Origin of the sequence: Clavibacter michiganensis, assembly GCF_021216655.1 — a bacterium.
In the GTDB taxonomy this organism is placed as follows: domain Bacteria; phylum Actinomycetota; class Actinomycetes; order Actinomycetales; family Microbacteriaceae; genus Clavibacter; species Clavibacter michiganensis.
On sequence record NZ_CP080437.1, the window covers coordinates 268,254 to 287,232 of the forward strand.

Here is an 18,979-nt window from a genome sequence, read left to right on the forward strand (position 1 = left end):
TCTCGTGAAGATCGCGCGTTTCAGTACCGGTGACGACCCCCGCTTCGGCATCCTCGACGAGGAGGAGGGCCACCTGGTCGTCCTCACCGGCGACCCCATGTTCAGCGGCTACCAGACCACGGGGGAGCGCGTTCCGCTCGCCGACGCCCGGCTGCTGGCACCGGTGATCCCGCGATCCAAGGTCGTCGCGGTCGGCCGCAACTACGCGGCGCACGCGGCCGAGCACGGCAGCGAGGCGCCCAGCACGCCGCTCATCTTCCTGAAGCCCAACACCTCGGTCATCGGTCCGGACGACGCGATCCGCCTCCCCGCCGACAGCGAGCGGGTCGAGCACGAGGGCGAGCTCGCCGTCGTCATCGGCCGGATCACGCGCGACGTGTCCGTGGAGGACGCGGCGCGCTCGATCTTCGGCTACACGATCGGCAACGACGTCACCGCCCGCGACATCCAGCACTCCGAGAGCCAGTGGGCCCGCGCCAAGGGCTACGACACGTTCTGCCCGCTCGGTCCGGTCATCGAGACCGAGGGCTCGTTCGAGGACGCGCTCATCGAGACGCGCGTCGACGGGGAGCTGCGCCAGTCCGGCCGCACGAGCGAGATGGTGCACACCGTCCCCGAGCTCATCGCGTTCGCCTCGCGCGTCTGGACCCTGCTGCCCGGCGACGTGATCCTCACGGGCACGCCCGCGGGCGTCGGCCCCTTCACCGACGGCCAGGTCGTCGAGGTGTCGATCGAGGGGATCGGCACGCTCTCCAACCCCGCGCACGTCCGCGCCTGACCATGATCCGCCCCGGCCGTCCCGCGCGCCTCGCGCTGGCGGCCGCGGCGGTGGCGCTGCTCTCGGGCTGCGTCTACGACGTGTCCGACTACGGGCTGGAGACGCCGTCCCCCTCGCTGGCCCCGGCGCCGACCACGTCGCCCACCCCGGGCGCCGCGGAGCTCGGCCTGCCGTCCGGCTGCACGCCCGCCGACCTCTCGATCGACTGGGCGGAGCCGCAGGCGGGACCCGCCGACGAGCTGCTCGCCGTGCGCGTGATGCAGGTGCGGATCCCGAGCGCGGGGGAGCAGCCCGGCCTCGGATCCACGACCCAGCGCGTCACGCGGAACGACATCGCGCTGCGCCCGGCGCTCCGCCTGGAGCTCGACGAGAGGGACGGATCCGCGACCCCCGTGGCCGACAGCCTCGCCCCGCCGGACACCTGGGCCGCGTTCCTCGGTGCCGACCTCCGCGACCGCGACCTCGTGGGGCCTCGGTTCGGGCGGCCGCTGCAGATCACCTCGTTCGATCCCGTGCTCGACCGCGAGGCCCGCTACGTGATCGGGTACCTCGGCTCCGCGCAGTCCGCGCACGTGACGGTCACGGGCTGCGACGGGAGCTTCCGCGGATCCGGCACGCTCGAGGGGCTCGACCCGACGCGGTCGGCCGGCGCCGTCCTCCTCGAGTGCGGCGTGCCGCCCGGCGACCAGTACGACCGGTGGGACCTCCTCGAGCCGTACTGCGCCGACGGCGCCGCGGGGGCTGCGGGCACCGAGCCCTAGAATCGGATCCAGGATGACTGAGACAACCGCGCACCCCGTGACCACCGCCACCGGCACCGACGTCCGCGTCCGGTTCTGCCCGTCCCCGACCGGGACGCCGCACGTGGGGCTCATCCGCACGGCGCTCTTCAACTGGGCCTACGCGCGCCACACTGGCGGCAAGCTCGTCTTCCGCGTCGAGGACACCGACGCCGCGCGCGACAGCGAGGAGAGCTACGAGCAGCTCATCGAGGCGCTGCGCTGGCTCGAGATCGACTGGGACGAGGGCGAGGGCGTCGGCGGACCGCACGCGCCGTACCGCCAGTCGCAGCGCACCGACCTCTACCTCGACGTGATCCGGAAGCTCACCGAGTCCGGCCACCTCTACGAGAGCTACGCGACGGCCGAGGAGATCGAGGCGCGCAACCGCGCCGCCGGCCGCGACCCGAAGATGGGCTACGACAACTTCGAGCGCGACCTCACCGAGGCCGAGCGCCAGGCGTTCCGCGACGAGGGCCGCTCGCCCGCCCTCCGCCTCCGCGTGCCGGACACCGACCTCTCGTTCGACGACCTCGTGCGCGGCACGGTCACGTTCCCCGCGGGATCCTTCCCCGACTTCGTGCTCGTGCGCCCCAACGGCGCCCCGCTCTACACGCTCGTGAACCCGGTCGACGACGCCCTCATGGGGATCACGCACGTGCTCCGCGGCGAGGACCTCCTCTCGTCCACGCCCCGGCAGATCGCGCTGTACCACGCGCTCATCGACATCGGCGTGGCCGACGCCATCCCGCGCTTCGGCCACCTGCCCTACGTGATGGGGGAGGGCAACAAGAAGCTCTCCAAGCGCGACCCCGAGTCGAACCTGTTCCACCACCGCGACCGCGGCTTCATCCCCGAGGGCCTCATCAACTACCTGGCGCTGCTCGGCTGGTCGCTCACGCACGACCGCGACGTGTTCTCGCGGATGGAGATGGTCACGGCATTCGACGTCGCCGACGTCACGCCCGCGCCCGCTCGCTTCGACCTCAAGAAGGCGGAGTCGCTGAACGGCGACCACATCCGCCTGCTCGCGCTCGACGACTTCGCCCAGCGCCTCGTGCCGTACCTCCAGGCGGCGGACGTCGTCGGCGCCGAGCTCACGCACGACGAGCAGCGGATGCTCGAGGCGGCCGCTCCGCTCGTGCAGGAGCGCATGCAGCTCCTCGGCGAGGCCCCCGACCTCCTCTCCTTCCTCTTCACGACGGCGGATGCGCTGCCCTACGACGACGCTGCGGTCCAGGCGCTGAAGGACGACGCCCCCGAGGTGCTCGCCGCCTCGCGGGGCGCGCTCGCGGGCGTCCCGCACACGCAGTGGGACATCGACCTGGTGCAGGAGGTGCTGCAGAACACCCTCATCACCGGCATGGGCATGAAGCCGCGCCTCGCCTACGGGCCGCTGCGCGTCGCCGTCTCCGGGCGCCGCATCTCGCCGCCGCTGTTCGAGTCGATGGTGCTCCTCGGCAAGGACGAGACCATCGCGCGCCTCGACCGCCTCGCGGGGATGCTCGGTGCCTGACGACGCGGGCGCGGGATCCACCGCGACCGGCGACTCCTACGACGTCGTCGTCATCGGCGCCGGGCCCGCCGGCCTGTCCGCCGCGCTCAACCTGGTGCGCGCCCGCCGCCGCACCCTCGTGCTCGACAGCAGCCGCCCGCGCAACGCCGCGACGCTCATGTCGCACGGCTTCGTCACCCGCGACGGGATCTCCCCGCTCGAGCTCCGCAAGCTCGGCCAGGTCGAGGTCGAGGGGTACGACGAGGGCGAGTTCCAGCTCGCCGTCGTGCAGTCCGCGGAGCCCGCGGAGGGTGGGTTCACCATCCGCGCGAAGGGCGTGCGACGCGCGCCCGACCGCGAGGTGCACGCGCGCCGGATCCTCATCGCCACGGGCCTCGTGGAGACGCTGCCCGACCTCCCGAGCATCCGCGCGTACTACGGCACCGCCGTGCACAGCTGCATGGAGTGCGACGGCTACGAGAAGCGCGACGAGCCGCTCTTCCTCATCGGCGAGACCGACGACCTCGTGGAGCGCGCGCTGCTGCTCTCGCAGTGGTCGCGCGACATCATCGTCTTCACGAACGGCGTCGCCGAGATCGACGAGGCGGGGGAGCGCGGGCTCGCGTCCCTCGGGATCCGTGTCGACCGCCGCCCCGTCGCCGACATCGAGGGCGAGCGCGCGGTCGTCACCGGCATCCGGATGCAGGACGGCTCCGTCGTCCCGCGCTCCGGCGGCTTCGTGCGCCCGCGCTACTCGACCGCGCTCGACTTCCTCTCGGGGCTCGACCTCGACACGGACGACGACGGCCACATCGCCGTCGACGCCGAGGGCCGCACCTCCCACGCGGGCGTCTACGCGGCAGGCGACAGCTCGCAGCCGGGTCCGCAGCAGCTGATCATCGCGGCCGGCTTCGGCGCCCGCGCTGCGAGCGCGATCAACCGGGACCTGCTGCCGCGGATCTGACGCGTGGGGCCCGTCGGGCGGGCGCCGGTTTGGCGCGGATCCGGCCGATGGGCTACACTCGACGAGGCCCGATCGCGCATCGGGGCCTTGGGGTATGGTGTAATTGGCAACACGGAAGATTCTGATTCTTTTGTTCTTGGTTCGAGTCCAGGTACCCCAGCACTGAAATAGCAGGAAATGACAGGCCCGGTTATCCGGGCCTTTTCCTTTTCCCTCCTGCGCATCTCCGAGGAGACGACGACGGCCCCGCCCGAGCATCTGCTCGAGCGGGGCCGTCGTCTTCGTTCAGGTGGTCGCTGGTCAGGCGAGGCGCCCCTTCGGCGAGCTGTCGCTCGTCTTCGACGGGTCCTTCTCCACGACGTCGCCGAGGGCGTCGTCGACGCGGGTGAGGAGCTCGGCCGGGATCTTCACGCCCGACGCCTTGACGTTCTCGTGGACCTGCTCGGGGCGCGAGGCGCCGATGATCGCGGAGGCGACGTTCTCGTTCTGGAGCACCCACGCGACGGCGAGCTGGGCCAGCGACAGGTCCAGCTCGTCGGCGACGGGCTGCAGCTCCTGCACGCGGTTGAGGACGTCGTCGTTCATGTAGCGCTTGATCATGTCGGCGCCGCCCTTGTCGTCCGTGGCGCGCGAGCCCTGCGGCAGGTCCTGGCCCGGCTTGTACTTGCCGGTGAGGACGCCCTGGGCGATGGGGGACCACACGATCTGCGAGATGCCGAGCTCGGCGGACGTGGGGACGACCTCCTCCTCGATGACGCGCCAGAGGGCCGAGTACTGCGGCTGGTTCGAGATGAGCTGGAAGCCCAGCTCGCGGGAGAGGCCGTGCGCCTCGCGGAGCTGCTCGGGGGTCCACTCGCTGACGCCGATGTAGAGCGCCTTGCCCTGGCGGACGACGTCGGCGAAGGCCTGCATCGTCTCCTCGAGCGGGGTCTCGTAGTCGTAGCGGTGGGCCTGGTAGAGGTCCACGTGGTCGGTCTGGAGGCGCTCGAGCGAGCCGTCGATCGACGCCATGATGTGCTTGCGCGAGAGGCCGGTGTCGTTGTGGCCCTTGGCGCCGGTCGGGAAGTAGACCTTCGTGAAGATCTCGAGCCCGTCGCGGTTCTCGCCCTTGAGCGCGTCGCCGAGCACCTTCTCGGCGACGGTGTTCGCGTAGCCGTCGGCCGTGTCGAACGTGGTGATGCCGGCCTCGAGGGCCGCCTGCACGCACTGCGTGGCGGTGTCGTTCTCGACCTGCGACCCGTGGGTCAGCCAGTTGCCGTACGTGATCTCGGAGATCTTGAAGCCTGAGTTGCCTAGGTAGCGGAATTCCATCCTCCGAGCCTACGCCGCGGGCGCTGGGGGAGCCCCGGGCGGGTTCTGTCCGCGGGGTGACCGGGAGATGGACGCGCGGCCCCGCCCGATGGTCTCGCGCGGCCCCGCCCGATGGTCTCGGGCGGGGCCGCGCGGTGGTGCGGAGGGAGAGCCGATCAGGCCTCGCGGGTCTTCGGCGAGCTGTCCTCGGTCTTGCGCGGGTCCTTCTCGACGATGTCGCCGAGGGCGTCGTCGATGCGGGTGAGGAGCTCGGCGGGGATCTTCACACCGGACGCCTTGACGTTCTCGTGCACCTGCTCGGGACGGGAGGCGCCGATGATCGCGGACGCGACGTTCTCGTTCTGGAGCACCCACGCGACGGCGAGCTGCGCGAGCGAGAGGTCGAGCTCGTCGGCGACGGGCTGCAGCTCCTGCACGCGGGTCAGCGTGTCGTCGTTCATGAAGCGCTTGATCATGTTCGCGCCGCCCTTGTCGTCGGTCGCGCGGGATCCCGACGGCAGCTCCTGGCCGGGCTTGTACTTGCCCGTCAGCACGCCCTGCGCGATGGGGGACCACACGATCTGCGAGATGCCGAGGTCCTTCGAGGTGGGGACGACCTCCTCCTCGATGACGCGCCAGAGCGCCGAGTACTGCGGCTGGTTCGAGATCAGCTGGAAGCCCAGCTCGGTGGCGAGCGCGTGGCCGGCGCGCAGCTGCTCGCTCGTCCACTCGCTCACGCCGATGTAGAGGGCCTTGCCCTGGCGGACGACGTCGGCGAACGCCTGCATCGTCTCCTCGAGGGGGGTCTCGTAGTCGAACCGGTGGGCCTGGTAGAGGTCGATGTAGTCGGTCTGGAGGCGCGTGAGCGACGCGTCGACCGAGTCCATGATGTGCTTCCGCGAGAGCCCCACGTCGTTGTGGCCCTTGGGACCCGTGGGGCCGAAGACCTTCGTGAAGATCTCGATCGAGGCGCGTCGCTCGTCCTTGAGCGCCTCGCCGAGGACGGTCTCCGCCTTGGTGTTGGCGTAGACGTCGGCGGTGTCGAAGGTGGTGATCCCCGCCTCGAGCGCGGCCTTCACGCACGCGGTCGCGGTGTCGTTCTCCACCTGCGATCCGTGGGTGAGCCAGTTGCCGTAGGTGATCTCGGAGATCTTGAAGCCGGAGTTGCCGAGGTATCTGAATTCCATGCCCCGACCGTACGCCGGGCACCTCCGCCCCTCCGCACGAAAGTGTGCGACGCGGCCGGGGGCGCGGTCAGGCGGCGGGGGAGCGGATCACGTGCAGGGGCGCGAGCGCCGTGTCGAGCGCCGCCTCCAGCGGCCACGCCGAGCGCTCCGGCTGGCTGAGCACCAGGCCGCCCTGGATGGCCGCGAGGATCACGGTGGCGATGCGCTCGGGATCCGCGCTCGCGGCGACGAGACCCGCCTCCCGCATCCGCTCGACGCCGCGGGCGAGGAACGCGCGCCATGCCCGCATGGACGCGGCGATCGTGCGCTCGAGCTCCGCGTCGACGGCCGCGGCCTGCGTGGCGAGCGACCCGATGGGGCACGCCCACCGCCCGCGGCCGATGTAGTAGTCGACGAGACCCGTGCGCCACGCCTCCCACGATTCCCAGCTGCCCAGGTCGTGGATGTGCGGCTCCTGCGCCTCGAGGAGCTGGCGGCCCTCCCACTCGGCGACCTCCCGCACGAGCTCGATCTTGCCGCCGGGGAAGTAGTGGAACAGCTGGCTCTTGCTCGTGAGGGTCGCCGCGCGCACGTCGTCGAGGGTCGTGCCGCCGATGCCGGTGGCGAGGATCTGCTCGCCCGTCGCCTCGATGATCCGCTGGCGGGTGCGGCGGCCGCGCTCGGTGATCCTCGGCTCGGCCATGCCCCGATCCTACCGTTGTGGACTGATCGGTCCAACGCGTGCTATCAATTGGACCATGCAGTCCAACGAAGAAGTCCTCCAGTCCCTCGTCCCCGACACCCGGCTCGCCGGCCGCACGGCCGTCATCACCGGATCCACCAGCGGCATCGGCGAGGCCGTCGCCCGCGTACTCGCCGCATCCGGCGCCGAGGTCGTCGTCAGCGGCCGCGACGCCGACCGGGCGCGCGCCGTCGTCGCCGCCATCACCGCAGCGGGCGGCACCGCCCACGCGGTGCCCGCCGACCTCGGCGGCGGGTACGACGGCATCCGCGCCTTCGCCCGCGACGCCGCCGCGGCCCTCGGCGGCCGCGTCGACATCCTCGTGAACAACGCCGGCGTCTACCCGGTGGGCGCGACCGCCGGCCTCGCCGACGACGACCTCGACGGGATCCTCGCCGTCAACGTCCGCGCGCCGCACGTGCTCGTCGCCGAGCTCGCGCCCGCCATGGCCGAGCGCGGGACGGGCGCGATCGTGGACGTCGGCTCGTGGATGTCCCGAGTGGGCATCCCGTTCGGTGCCGCCTACACGGCGTCCAAGGCGGCGATCGAGCAGATGACGCGCACGTGGGCGGCGGAGTACGGGCCGCGGGGCGTGCGTGTGAACTCGGTGGCGCCCGGCGCGACCTCGACGCCGGGGAACGCGGCCGACGCGGACGTGCTCGCCGCGATGACCGCGGGCACCGTCGCCGGCGTGCCCGTGCGTCCGGTCGACATCGCGTTCGCGGTGCGCTTCCTCGTCTCGGACGAGGCGGCGTTCGTCCACGGCGCACGGCTCGACGTCGACGGCGGGATCGCGAGCACGCGCCTCGCCTGACCCGCTCCGCGCACGACGACGCCCGCCCCCGGATCCCGTAGCGGGCGTCGTGGTGGTGCGGGGGAGCGCTAGCGGCGCGGGGCGTCCGCATCCGCGTCGCGGGTCGCCTCGACGCTGCGGCCGGAGCCGCGGGCCGCGTCGTCGTCCGCGTCGGCCGGGGCGTTCTCGCCCGCGACGGAGGCCGCGGAATCCGTGCCCTCGACGGCGGACGCGTCGCGCTTCGTCTTCGCGAGGCTCGCGACGGTGGCCACCGTGATGGTGAGGAGGATGAACGACAGCGAGAACCAGATCGGGATCTCGGGCGCCCACAGCATCGGCTCGCCGCCGTTGATGAAGGGCACCTCGTTCACGTGCATCGCGTGCAGCACGAGCTTCACCGCGATGAAGCCGAGGATGACCGCGAGGCCCTGCGAGAGGTAGATCAGGCGCTCGAGGAGGCCCGAGATCAGGAAGTACAGCTGGCGGAGGCCGAGCAGCGCGAAGGCGTTGGCGGTGAAGACGATGTAGGCCTCCTGCGTCAGGCCGAAGATCGCGGGGATGGAGTCGAGCGCGAAGAGCACGTCGGTGAGGCCGATGGCGAGCATCACCAGGAACATCGGGGTGAAGAGCTTCTTGCCGTCGACGCGCGTCGTCAGCTTGTCGCCGTCGTAGTGGTCCGATGTGGGGATGAAGCGGCGGAGCACGCGGATGAGCTTCGAGTCGGACTCGTCCTCGTCGTGCGTCTCCTTCATCTGCTTGTAGGCCATGACGAGCAGCAGGGCGCCGAAGAGGTAGAAGACCCAGGAGAAGTTGTCGATGATCGCGGAGCCCATCGCGATGAAGATGCCGCGCATCACGAGCGCTATCGCGATGCCGACGAGCAGCACCTTCTGCTGGAAGGCCCGCGGCACGGCGAAGCTCGACATGATGATGAGGAAGACGAAGAGGTTGTCGACGCTCAGCGCCTTCTCCGTCACGTAGCCGGCGAAGTACTCGCCGCCGAAGGTCCAGTTCGAGAAGACGCCGACGCCGACGCCGAAGACGAGCGCGATGACGATGTAGACGACCGACCAGGTCGCGGACTCCTTGAGCGTCGGCTCGTGCGCCTTCCGCACGTGCGCGAAGAAGTCGAAGACGAGCAAGCCGAGGACGGCCGCGATGGTCGCGGCCCAGAGCCAGAAGGGGACATCCATTTCGGGGGTTCTCCAGTACTCGGACCGCTGACGGGTCCGGTGGGGTACTGAAGGTCTCCTCCACCCCGCGAGCTGCTGCTCGCGGAACCGGTCGTACGGGTCGGAGTGGTCCGACCGTATTGACGACACGACCGCCGGATGGGAGTACTCCCCTTCGAGGGAACACTCTATACGGCCGCATGGAGCGCCCTGGACCGCGCGGGCGGATCCCCAGGCGCGGCGACCGCGGGCAGGCGCGCTACTCGAGGAAGAGCAGCACGATCCCCGCGACGGCCGCCAGGGCGCCGATGCCGATGAGCACGAGCCCGGTCACGCGCAGCGCGCGGCCGTCGAGCTCCGGTGCGTGCGTGCGGACGCGCCACGGGGAGCGCGGCGAGAACCAGACGCGCACGTCGGATCCGGCGGCGAGGTCGTGGGTCTCCGGGGTGTCGGCGGGCGCCTCGTGCACGTCGCCGTCGCCGTCGAACCAGCGGAGGACGCGCCCGGGTGCTGCGCCGTCCTCGCGCGCGGACCCCTCCGCGACCAGGCCCTCGGTCGCCGTCCAGCGCCGGCCCAGCAGGCGGATCGACAGCCCGGCGACGTACAGGAGGACGCCGGGGACGAGCGCGATCCACGTGAGGAACTCGATGATGAGCGACGCCGCGGCGAGACCGTCCATGCCGATGACCCCGCGTCCGCTCGTCGAGAGCCCGAACAGGGCCTAGAGGTCGATGCTATCGCCGGGCTCGAGGGCGTGGAACTCGCCGCCGCCCTGCTCGGTCGCCCACTGCAGGCGCCCGTTCGACATGGCCTTGCCCGCGGTGGAGAGCACCATCTCGTGGGTGGGGAACGCGCGGCGGGGCCCGACCGCGAGCACGTAGTCGATGGACTCGCTGATCTTCATCCACGGCGCGCCCGCGGGAGCGGCGAGCAGGTCGACCTCGACGCCCTCCGGGATCGTGAACGAGTCGCCCGCGTAGTAGAGCGTGTCGTTGACGAGCACACCGAGGTTGTCGACCACGGGGATGGACTCGTGGATCACGGCGTGCGTGCCGCCGAAGAAGCGCAGCGTGAAGGGGCCGGCCTCGATGGTGTCGCCGGCCTCGACCACGGTCACGTCGAAGTCGCCGACCGCGGCCGCGACCCCGGACGGCGCGTAGATGGGCACGCCCTCGTTCTTGTCGAGGATCCGCTTGAGCTGCTCCGGGGTCCAGTGATCCGCGTGCTCGTGCGTGATGACGATGGCGTCGGCGTTCATCGCCTCCGTGATGGGGGTGGTGAAGGAGCCCGGGTCGATGAAGAGCTTGCGCCCCGAGAGTTCCAGGACCAGGGCGGCGTGCTCGAGCTTCGTCAATCGCATGAGAGGAGCCAACACCGTCCGGGCGGCAGGGGCAAACCGGCGCGCGGGGGCGTCGTCCGGGGGCGATCGAGGGCGCGCGATCGGCATGCCCGCGGGCGGATCCGGCCCGGTCGGGGCTCGATTTGGTCGGGCTGTGCGCGCTGTGGCATACTCGACGAGTTGCAAAAACGGCCCCATCGTTTAGCGGCCTAGGACACCGCCCTCTCACGGCGGTAACACCGGTTCGAATCCGGTTGGGGTCACCACCGCATCATCCGGCCCGGCTCCTCCTCACGGAGGTGCCGGGCTTTCTTCTTGCCCGCGTCGCCCGCGGGGCCCGGGCGCACGGCTCGGCCCTGTACCGTCGAGGGGTGAGTGTGCACCTGGTCGGAGGCGGCCTGTCGGATGACGACACCCCCCTCCTCGCGCGGTTCCTGTCCGAGGCGACGACGAGGGCGACGGATGCCGCCCGGTTGGAGCCGGCCCGCATCGCCGTGGTCCTCGTGCACGACGGGCTGGGCGCCGAGTGGTTCGACCAGTACGCCGCAGCTCTCCGTGCCGCGGGCGCGTGCGAGCCGGTCGCGGTGCTGGCGCCCGAGGGCGGATCCATCCAGGTCGCGCAGCTGCAGGACGTCGACGGCATCGTCGTCGGCGGCGGGCTGACCCCCGCGTACCGCCAGGCGCTCGAGCCGGTCTTCGGCGAGATCCGCCGCCAGGTCACCGCCGGGGTCCCGTACCTCGGCTTCTCCGCGGGCGCGGCGGTCGCCGCCGAGACCGCCATCGTCGGCGGCTGGCGCATCGGCGACGTCGAGGTCGTGCAGGAGTCCGCCAGCGAGGACCTCGACGAGGTCACCGTGGAGCAGGGCATCGGCCTCATCGACGTCTCGGTCGACGTGCACGCCGCCCAGTGGGGCACCCTCACCCGCCTCATCGCCGCGACCGAGGCCGGGCTCGTCGAGGGCGGCGTCGCCATCGACGAGGGCACCGTGCTCATCGTGGGCGAGGGCCAGCTGGTCGTCGAGGGCCGCGGCAGCGTCTGGTCGGTCATCGGCTCGGAGACGGGCGTCACCGTCAGCTCCGCCGGCGCGTCATGATCCTCCGCCCGTGGCGCTGACCCTGCCCGCCCTCGTCGAGCGCGGCCTCATGGACGCCGGCTGGGCCGAGGTCCTCGCTCCCGTCGCCGACGACATCGCGCGGATGGGGGAGTGGCTGCGCGCCGAGGTCGCCGCCGGCCGCCCCTACCTCCCCGCGGGCGACCGCGTGCTGCGCGCGTTCCAGCAGCCGCTCGCCGACGTGCGCGTGCTCATCGTCGGGCAGGATCCGTACCCCACGCCCGGCCACCCCGTCGGCCTGTCCTTCTCGGTCGAGCCCGACGTGCGGCCCGTGCCGCGGAGCCTCGTCAACATCCACCGTGAGCTGCGCGACGACCTCGGCATCCCGACCCCCGCGCACGGCGACCTCACCGCGTGGACCCGCAGCGGCGTGCTGCTGCTCAACCGCGTGCTCACCGTGCGGCCGGGCGCGCCCGCGTCGCACCGCGGCAAAGGCTGGGAGGCCGTGACCGAGTGCGCGATCCGCGGCCTGGCGACGCGCGGCGGCCCCCTCGTCGCGATCCTCTGGGGCAAGGACGCGGGATCGCTCGCGCCGCTGCTCGCCCCCGTGCCGTCGATCACCTCCGTGCACCCGAGCCCGCTGTCGGCGTCGCGCGGGTTCTTCGGCTCGAAGCCGTTCAGCCGGGCGGACGCGCTCCTCGCCGAGCAGGGCGCCGACCCCGTCGACTGGCGGCTCTGAGCCGGTCCCGCGGGAGTCGTCCGCGCGCGCGGCCGTCCCCGTAGGATCGCGGCATGCTCGAGGAGGAATACCAGCGGCGGCGCCGCCTGCCCGCCCACCTCCGGAAGCCCGCGCCGCCGCTGCCCGTGTTCTCCTACGAGATCCGGCGCGCGACGGCCGACGACCTCCCGGACATCCGCGAGGTCTACAACCACTACGTGATGAACAGCACCGTCACCTTCGACGAGACGCGGATGACGCTCGCCAGGTGGCGCGGCCGGTTCGGCCAGCTCGAGCGGATGGGGATGCCGTTCCTCGTCGCCGTCTCGCCGTCGGGGCAGGTGCTCGGCTACGCGCTCGTCGAGCCCGTCGGCAACCGGCGGTCGTCGCGGACGACGGTCGAGGACTCGATCTACCTGGGCGCGGCGTCCACGGGCAAGGGCCTCGGCCGCGCGCTGCTGGAGGCGCTCGTCGACGCGTGCCGCGAGGCCGGGATCCGCGAGGTCATCGCGGTCATCGCCGACCAGGGCGCGGACGCGTCGATCCGGCTGCACGCCTCGCTGGGCTTCACGGAGAGCGGCCGGATGGGCCGCGTAGGCTGGAAGTTCGGGCGCTGGCTCGGCACCGTCACGATGCAGCTGACGCTCAAGCCGACGGCGCAGCCGGGCCTGTGGGCGCGGACCATGCGGCGAGCGACGCCTGGCGCTGCCGCTCCTGCTCCCACCACGCCCGCTCCCGCTCCCGCCGCTCCTCCTTCGCGGTGAGCGGGCGGGGCGCGACCGTCTCCACGCGGTGACGGCGGGCCCACCAGCCGGTGAGCAGCGCGGATCCCAGCACGACGGCCATGGGCAGGAGCATGAACGGTCCGCCGGTGCCGGCGCTGCGGTCGAAGCTCTGGGACATCTGGCCGAGGATCACCGTGGGGATGAACAGGAGCGTGTTGTTGAGCGCGTGGATGAGGACGGGCGCCTCGAGGCCGCCCGTGTGCCGCGCCGAGAGGGGCGCCGACAGGCCGAAGACGAAGTAGTAGGCGATGAGCCACGGGTCCTCGGCGAGGTGGGCGAGGGCGAAGAGCGAGCTGGAGATCACCGCGCCGACGACGAGGGCGACGCGGGTGCTGCGGAACCAGGATCCGACGGAGCGCTGGACGAGGCCGCGGAACCCGTACTCCTCGCCCGCCGACTGCAGCGGGGTGGTGAGCAGGACGATGGCCAGGTAGAGCCAGACCTCGCCGTCGAACCGGACCTCGCCCGAGGGGTCGAGCGCGAACGTGACGCCGATGTAGACGAGGAAGACGGGCACCATCACGAGCGCGACCCGGCCGAGCCAACGCCAGCGGAACCAGCCGGCGATGGAGGACATCGCGCCCATCCGGACGCCGAACAGCCAGCGCTGCAGGAGCATCGAGACGGGGATCAGGGCGGCGAGCGACAGGTTCGTGGCGAGCAGGACGATCGGCGTCATGGTCGTGAGGGATGCCTCGTCGGACGGGTCCATCCGGCCCGTGAGGATCTCGATGAGGATCGCGGCGCCGCCGAAGACGAGGGAGAGCACGAGGAAGGCGACGCCGAACAGCACGAGCGCGAGGATCCCGCGCCAGGGGCCGCCCGTGTCGCGGAGGCCGTGGTGGTACGGGACGGGCGGGCGCTCGGGGAGCGGCGGGAGCTCGGGCGGGAACGCGCCGGGCGTCGCGCCGGGTGCTCCGGCCCCGCCGGCGGCGGGAGGAGCGCCGGGGACGACGGGCGGCGCGATCGGGATACCGGTTGCCGGGGGCAGGTCGGGGGTCGTGGGCTCCTGTGCGCTCATGCCGCCACGGTACGCGGGGGCGGGCGGCCGGGGATCCACCCGGCGGCGGAGGGCGCGCGGCGGAGGGCGGAGGGTGCGGCGGGGCGGTCGCCCGCCCGCGTACGGTGGTCGGGACGAGAGGCGCACCCATGCAGCAGGACCAGGAGCACGACGAGGACCGCGACCCGGACTTCGCGGAGAAGCGGCGCGAGCAGCTGACGACGGCCCCGAAGGCGGTGGATTCGGACGCGGCGCCGCGCGTCGACGTGACCGAGCAGGATGGCGGCGTGACGCGCATCGACGTGGCGGACACGGCGTCGGTGCGGCCCGGGAAGACGACGGAGGCGCGCGAGTCGTGAGCGGCACAGACGCCGAAAACGCATCGCGACACTTCGCGTCAAGGTGACGTGACTCTCGTGCGGCACCGGCGGATGGAATGCGGCGACGCGCGTCTCGATGAGCAATTGACAGCGCGGCTTGACGCGCCTTCGCATGGCGCAAATCACTTCGTCCTGCCGGGCGAATAGGGCCTGTCAGAGCGACACGCAGCCACTCTCGACTCTTTCGCTACAGTTAGTGCTCATTTGCAGACGGAGAAGTTAGGCGCATCAGGGAAATCCTGGTTTGTCGCGAAGGACGTGCATAGTGTTCGTGAATGATCAGTGCGAAGCCAAATCGGGGCCGCGAATGCTATTGCGCACTGTGCATGACTTGACGACGGAAAGTGTAAATAAATATGAACTTCTTGACTGCGCTCATGCCTGGTGTGCGACAACTGCGCACTCCTCTCGCTGCAGGGGCCCTGTGGCTGGGGGTCATTTATCTCGCGATCCGGCCGCAGCGGGATGATTTAGTCATCGCATTTCCACTTCTGCGGGCTCTTGCGAGCGACTTGAACTCCTTCGAAAGTATTTACACCCTGGGTGCCCTTGCATTTATTGCCTACCTGGTAGGGTCCATGACTCAGGGGGCCTCTTCCTGGCTAGCGGGCCGCGTTACACGGCTTCTTGCCCTGTTGGAGTATCGCATTCGCTACTCCGATGCGAAAGTGCTCAGGCGTTGGCGCCAACTAATTTATAAAAGGCAAGAAAAATACGGAGTACGCCCGGTGATTATGGATGCGGTCAGTCAAAAGTACTCGTCGGCTGGATTCTCGTCAAGTGCGTATCTGGCATTTCCTTTTGAGTTGATCGAAGCTCAGCTTGAGCCAATGTCGCTGCAAATTTGGCACAAGGCTGCCGACCAGTACCAGGAGAGCGACCGGTTACGTGGCGAGTCAGATTTTCGAGTTGGTGTGGCACTGCCAATAATTGTATTGGCGATTCAGCTCAGCATTCTATTCACGTGGTGGGTGGGTGTCTTGATGTGCGTAGGGGCGCTTGTCCTTATTGCTCAGTCCCGAAATTACCAACTCGAGCGACGTGCGCTACTTGCAAACGCCTTTTATCAGGGCCTCGCGGACAGTGCAACATTGGACGGGACGGTCAGGGCTCTCAAGGGTATGACTCTTCCGGCGCCCATGAGTCTTGTTCTCTGGTATGAAGCGACCGCCATAGCTCTCAGTAAAGCGGGGAGTATTGAGGGATTTGAAATCGCCCTGAATCAAGGCGCCGAAGAGGCTTGCGAAGAGGTGGTATTTGGGGCACCTGACTGGAAGCTTCAAATCGACGACTTTCTCGCTCGCGTGCGCCCTATTTTTGAGAATCACGACAACGCTGAGGACTGGCAGTTTTTTGAGCTAAAGGTTGGAGGACGACAGGCGGCCGCGGAGACTGCTCTCGAGAGCTATGCACGTGACGGCGGTTCGGACGCGGAACAAGCTGATCGCATAGGTCGCATGGCGTGGCGGCGCGCATGATGGACTGCATGCGGACGGCCGGCGGCGTAAGGAAATGCGGCGTACTGTAAAATCGCCGTTTATTTCTCTTGTTCCTTCCTCGTCCGTTGCTGTCCTCATCCGCATGAGGCGTGCACGCCATCAGACCGAGCATTGGCTCGTCCCTTAGCTCGCCTCGTAGTCGAGACGTTTCGCTCCTCCCTCGTATTGGGAAGGCGTTACTCGAAACGTTCCGCTGCACGCACGAGCGCCGCGCACCCGTCCGGAGACGGGGTGCGCGGCGCTCGTATGGAGCAGGGTGGATCAGCGGATCGCAGCCCGCAGCTCGGCGGCGGCCGCGGCCGGGTCGTCGGCCGAGTAGATCGCGCCGCCCGCGACGGCGACGACGGCGCCCGCGTCCTGCACGTCGCCGATGGTGCCGGGCTTCACGCCGCCCGCGACGGAGAACGCGACGCCGGATGCCTTGCCGGCCTCCAGCAGGTCGCCGAACGTGTAGCCGTCCTCCGCCTGCTCGTCGAGGCCCGCGTGCATCTCCACGAACTCGGCACCGAGCTCGGTGACCTCCTTCGCGCGCTTCGCCTTGTCCGGGACGCCGATGAGGTCGACGACGATGCCCTTGCCGTGCTTCTTCGCGGCCTTGACGGCGCCCGCGATGGTGCTGTCGCCCGCGACGCCGAGGACGGTGACGAGGTCGGCGCCCGCGGAGAACGCGATGTCGGCCTCGAGCTCGCCGGCGTCCATCGTCTTCAGGTCGGCGAAGACGATCTTGTCGGGGTGCGCCTCCTTGATCGCGGTGATCGCGGAGAGGCCCTCGGCCTTGATGAGCGGCGTGCCCAGCTCGATGATGTCGACGTGCGGCGCGGCCTTGCCGGCCAGCTCGAGCGCGTCCTTGGTCGTGAGCACGTCCATGGCTACCTGGAGCTTCATGCGGTTCCTCTTCCTGTCGTGATGCGTGGGGTGGGGATCGAGCGACCGTCGGTCACTCGAGGTTGGCGTGACGCGGCCAAAGCTCGTCGGCCGTGAGGCCGGACGCCTGCCACAGCGCGTGGAACACGGCGTCGCCGACGAGCGCGACGCTGAGCTCGAAGAGCCCGCCCGCGTACTGCGCCGAGACCGTGCCGCCGTGGTCCTGCTTGGCGGCCGCGGGGATCAGCACGGTCACGTCCGCGAGGTCGGCGAGCGGCGAGTCGTCGGCCGTCGTGAGCGCGACGATCCGCGCGCCGACCTCGTGCGCCGTCTCCGCGGCGCTGACGATGCTGGCGGTGGTCCCCGATCCGCTCGCGACCAGGAGGACGTCGCCGTCCTCGATCGCGGGCGAGGTGGCCTCGCCGACGACGTGCGCGTCGAGCCCCAGGTGCATGAACCGCATGGCGGTCATGCGGAGCGCGAGGCCCGAGCGGCCGGCGCCGAGGGCGAAGACGCGGCGGCCGTCGCGGATCACACGGGCGGCCTCGTCGAGGCGCGCGGCGAGGTCCGGGTCGGTGAGCGCGCGGGCGACGCGGGCGTTCTCGTCGGAGATCAGGGTCATCGCGGCGGCGACGTCGACGGGGGAGTCGCCGGACGGCCGGGGGTGCGTCGTGTTCGTCACCCTTCGAGGGTGCTCCTCGCGGCCTGTCCGTGCCGCCCACCCGACGGGTGGATCCGCCTACCCGTCCGAGTAGGTCGTCGTCCCGCTGGCGGCGAATAGGGTGGGCGTACGGTGGCGGGATGCCATCCCGGACCCACCCCGTCGATCCCTCCGCCCGCCCTGCCGCCGCATCCGCCGACGCCGTCGCGCTCCTCGACGGGCTGCACGACGCGCTCGCCGCCCCGCTGCAGGAGGTCGCGGAGGCGCTGTCCGGGCTGCTGCAGCCGGTGGTCGCGCACCGCGCCCTCGTGATATTCACCGAGGACTGCACCGGCCGCCCCCGCAAGAAGGCCGGCGAGGCGGAGGTGGTGGAGAACGTGACCATCGCCGAGCTCGACCGGATCCTCGCGAGCCTCGCCGACGGATCCGGGGACCGCCGCGACGCCGACGCGGCCGGGGCCTGGGCCGTCGAGCACCCCGTCGGCGGCCGGCCGCGCACGGTCGCCGCCTGGCGTGCCGACAGCGGCGCGCTCCTCGTCCTCGTGGATCCCGTGGCCGCGCATGACGACGTGCCCGCCGCCCGCGAGCTGGTGCGGGCGCTGTGGCGGAGCGTCGCCCACGGGATCCGGCAGCAGGTCGCCGCCGCGCCGCCCGCGTACCTCGCCGAGGCGCGCGCCGTCTCCTCGGAGCGCGCCCGCGTCGTGTCCGAGCTGGGCGACGCGCACGCCACGACCCTCGAGTCGCTGCTCGCGGTGCTCCGCTCCTCCCGCACGGGCGACGCGGCCGCCCGGCAGACCGCGGCCGACCTCGCCACGAACGCCATGGTCGAGCTGCGGGCCGCGAGCGACCGCGACCGCTCCCTCGGGGAGGAGCCCGTCGCGCGCGCCTTCGCCCGCCTCCGCGACGACCTCCGCCCGCTCGTCCGCTTCCGCGACCTCGACGTGCAGTTCGTCGAGCCGCCCGTGGACGGGCGCGCGCTCCCGGGCGAGGTCGCGCACGCGGGACGGGCGATCGTCCGCGGCGCCGTGCTCGCGCTCGTCGAGCAGCCGGACGTGACGCGCGTGCGGATCCAGTGGGACTGCGACGGCAGCAACCTCCTCGTCGGGATCCGCGACGACGGCGCGGGGGCCACCACCGCCGACCTCGACGCGCTCCGCCGCCTCACCGACCGCGTCGCCGCGCTCGACGGCGCGCTCGACGTGACGGCGACGCCCGGCTGGGGATCCGAGATCGCCGTGCGCCTGCCGCTCGACGCGCCCGCCGCCGGCCTCGACGCCGCCGGGGAGGCCGGGCTCAGCGCGCGGGAGCGGGAGGTGCTCGCGCTCGTGGCCGGCGGATCCCGCAACCGCGCCATCGCGACGGCCCTCGGGATCAGCGAGAACACGGTGAAGTTCCACGTCGCGAACCTGCTGCGGAAGATGGGCGCGTCCACCCGCGCGGAGCTCGCGGGGCTCGTGCGGGGCTGAGGCGGCGCGCCGGCGGCACGACAGCGGGACGGCGCT

At 71.1% G+C, this 18,979-nt stretch carries 20 protein-coding genes and 2 tRNA genes; 13 read left to right on the forward strand and 9 right to left on the reverse strand.

Going from position 1 to position 18,979, the window contains the following annotated elements:
- Positions 1–4 precede the first annotated feature (4 nt).
- The 5 genes from K0V08_RS01205 to K0V08_RS01225 all read left to right on the forward strand — a co-directional run bounded on the left by K0V08_RS01205 (position 5) and on the right by K0V08_RS01225 (position 4,176).
- On the forward strand, positions 5–778 hold the full coding sequence (locus K0V08_RS01205) for a fumarylacetoacetate hydrolase family protein (RefSeq protein ID WP_079532429.1): 774 nt from the start codon (positions 5–7) through the stop codon (positions 776–778).
- A 2-nt stretch (positions 779–780) separates the two neighbouring features.
- Positions 781–1,539: a hypothetical protein gene (locus K0V08_RS01210; RefSeq protein WP_079532432.1), complete on the forward strand. Its 759-nt coding sequence runs from the start codon at positions 781–783 to the stop codon at positions 1,537–1,539.
- A 13-nt stretch (positions 1,540–1,552) separates the two neighbouring features.
- On the forward strand, positions 1,553–3,073 hold the full coding sequence (gene gltX, locus K0V08_RS01215; protein WP_079532436.1) for a glutamate--tRNA ligase: 1,521 nt from the start codon (positions 1,553–1,555) through the stop codon (positions 3,071–3,073).
- On the forward strand, positions 3,066–4,016 hold the full coding sequence (locus tag K0V08_RS01220) for an NAD(P)/FAD-dependent oxidoreductase (protein WP_079532441.1): 951 nt from the start codon (positions 3,066–3,068) through the stop codon (positions 4,014–4,016). Before gltX ends, K0V08_RS01220 begins: the two co-directional genes overlap by 8 nt.
- Before the next feature lie 88 nt (positions 4,017–4,104).
- Positions 4,105–4,176 (forward strand) — tRNA-Gln (locus K0V08_RS01225).
- A gap of 140 nt (positions 4,177–4,316) precedes the next feature.
- On the opposite strand, the gene K0V08_RS01230 is transcribed toward K0V08_RS01225, so the two are convergent.
- The 3 genes from K0V08_RS01230 to K0V08_RS01240 form a co-directional block, all read right to left on the reverse strand.
- Complete coding sequence (locus tag K0V08_RS01230; RefSeq protein WP_079532443.1) at positions 4,317–5,327, reverse strand: aldo/keto reductase family protein; 1,011 nt, start codon at positions 5,325–5,327, stop codon at positions 4,317–4,319.
- A 155-nt stretch (positions 5,328–5,482) separates the two neighbouring features.
- Complete coding sequence (locus K0V08_RS01235) at positions 5,483–6,493, reverse strand: aldo/keto reductase family protein (protein ID WP_079532445.1); 1,011 nt, start codon at positions 6,491–6,493, stop codon at positions 5,483–5,485.
- 67 nt (positions 6,494–6,560) lie between these two features.
- Positions 6,561–7,175 (reverse strand): TetR/AcrR family transcriptional regulator, encoded by a 615-nt coding sequence (locus K0V08_RS01240; protein ID WP_079532448.1) that lies wholly within the window; start codon positions 7,173–7,175, stop codon positions 6,561–6,563.
- A gap of 55 nt (positions 7,176–7,230) precedes the next feature.
- On the opposite strand from K0V08_RS01240, the gene K0V08_RS01245 reads away from it, so the two are divergent.
- On the forward strand, positions 7,231–8,028 hold the full coding sequence (locus K0V08_RS01245; RefSeq protein ID WP_012037801.1) for an SDR family NAD(P)-dependent oxidoreductase: 798 nt from the start codon (positions 7,231–7,233) through the stop codon (positions 8,026–8,028).
- A gap of 68 nt (positions 8,029–8,096) precedes the next feature.
- On the opposite strand, the gene K0V08_RS01250 is transcribed toward K0V08_RS01245, so the two are convergent.
- The 3 genes from K0V08_RS01250 to K0V08_RS01260 form a co-directional block, all read right to left on the reverse strand.
- Positions 8,097–9,200 (reverse strand): TerC family protein, encoded by a 1,104-nt coding sequence (locus K0V08_RS01250; protein ID WP_079532451.1) that lies wholly within the window; start codon positions 9,198–9,200, stop codon positions 8,097–8,099.
- Positions 9,201–9,438: 238 nt separating this feature from the next.
- The gene (locus K0V08_RS01255; protein WP_079532453.1) at positions 9,439–9,858 is read right to left on the reverse strand and encodes a DUF3592 domain-containing protein; all 420 of its coding nucleotides are present in this window, start codon (positions 9,856–9,858) and stop codon (positions 9,439–9,441) included.
- Positions 9,859–9,900: 42 nt separating this feature from the next.
- A complete protein-coding gene (locus tag K0V08_RS01260; RefSeq protein ID WP_079532456.1) occupies positions 9,901–10,539 on the reverse strand; it encodes an MBL fold metallo-hydrolase in 639 nt (212 codons plus the stop codon).
- 169 nt (positions 10,540–10,708) lie between these two features.
- Here K0V08_RS01260 and K0V08_RS01265 point away from each other — a divergent pair.
- The 4 genes from K0V08_RS01265 (at position 10,709) to K0V08_RS01280 (ending at position 13,052) form a co-directional block, all read left to right on the forward strand.
- A tRNA-Glu gene (locus K0V08_RS01265) sits at positions 10,709–10,784 on the forward strand.
- 105 nt (positions 10,785–10,889) lie between these two features.
- On the forward strand, positions 10,890–11,612 hold the full coding sequence (locus K0V08_RS01270; protein WP_079532459.1) for a Type 1 glutamine amidotransferase-like domain-containing protein: 723 nt from the start codon (positions 10,890–10,892) through the stop codon (positions 11,610–11,612).
- Positions 11,613–11,622: 10 nt separating this feature from the next.
- Entirely contained in the window at positions 11,623–12,309 is a 687-nt protein-coding gene (locus K0V08_RS01275; protein WP_079532461.1) for a uracil-DNA glycosylase, read from the forward strand.
- A gap of 53 nt (positions 12,310–12,362) precedes the next feature.
- A complete protein-coding gene (locus K0V08_RS01280; protein ID WP_079532464.1) occupies positions 12,363–13,052 on the forward strand; it encodes a GNAT family N-acetyltransferase in 690 nt (229 codons plus the stop codon).
- Here K0V08_RS01280 and K0V08_RS01285 read toward each other — a convergent pair.
- Positions 12,934–14,094, reverse strand: coding sequence for a type II CAAX endopeptidase family protein (locus tag K0V08_RS01285; RefSeq protein WP_079532467.1), 1,161 nt, complete (start codon positions 14,092–14,094; stop codon positions 12,934–12,936). The two genes, K0V08_RS01280 and K0V08_RS01285, sit on opposite strands and share 119 nt — an antisense overlap.
- Positions 14,095–14,222: 128 nt before the next feature.
- Between K0V08_RS01285 and K0V08_RS01290 the strand changes: the two genes are divergently transcribed.
- On the forward strand, positions 14,223–14,432 hold the full coding sequence (locus K0V08_RS01290; protein ID WP_043560700.1) for a hypothetical protein: 210 nt from the start codon (positions 14,223–14,225) through the stop codon (positions 14,430–14,432).
- Between the two features lie 398 nt (positions 14,433–14,830).
- The gene (locus tag K0V08_RS01295) at positions 14,831–15,931 is read left to right on the forward strand and encodes a hypothetical protein (RefSeq protein ID WP_128516949.1); all 1,101 of its coding nucleotides are present in this window, start codon (positions 14,831–14,833) and stop codon (positions 15,929–15,931) included.
- 282 nt (positions 15,932–16,213) lie between these two features.
- Here K0V08_RS01295 and hxlA read toward each other — a convergent pair whose 3' ends face one another.
- Positions 16,214–16,837, reverse strand: coding sequence for a 3-hexulose-6-phosphate synthase (gene hxlA, locus K0V08_RS01300; protein ID WP_012037809.1), 624 nt, complete (start codon positions 16,835–16,837; stop codon positions 16,214–16,216).
- Positions 16,838–16,889: 52 nt separating this feature from the next.
- A complete protein-coding gene (gene hxlB / locus K0V08_RS01305; protein ID WP_079532469.1) occupies positions 16,890–17,498 on the reverse strand; it encodes a 6-phospho-3-hexuloisomerase in 609 nt (202 codons plus the stop codon).
- Between the two features lie 119 nt (positions 17,499–17,617).
- On the opposite strand from hxlB, the gene K0V08_RS01310 reads away from it, so the two are divergent.
- On the forward strand, positions 17,618–18,943 hold the full coding sequence (locus K0V08_RS01310) for a LuxR C-terminal-related transcriptional regulator (RefSeq protein ID WP_094182707.1): 1,326 nt from the start codon (positions 17,618–17,620) through the stop codon (positions 18,941–18,943).
- The last annotated feature ends 36 nt before the right edge of the window (positions 18,944–18,979 follow it).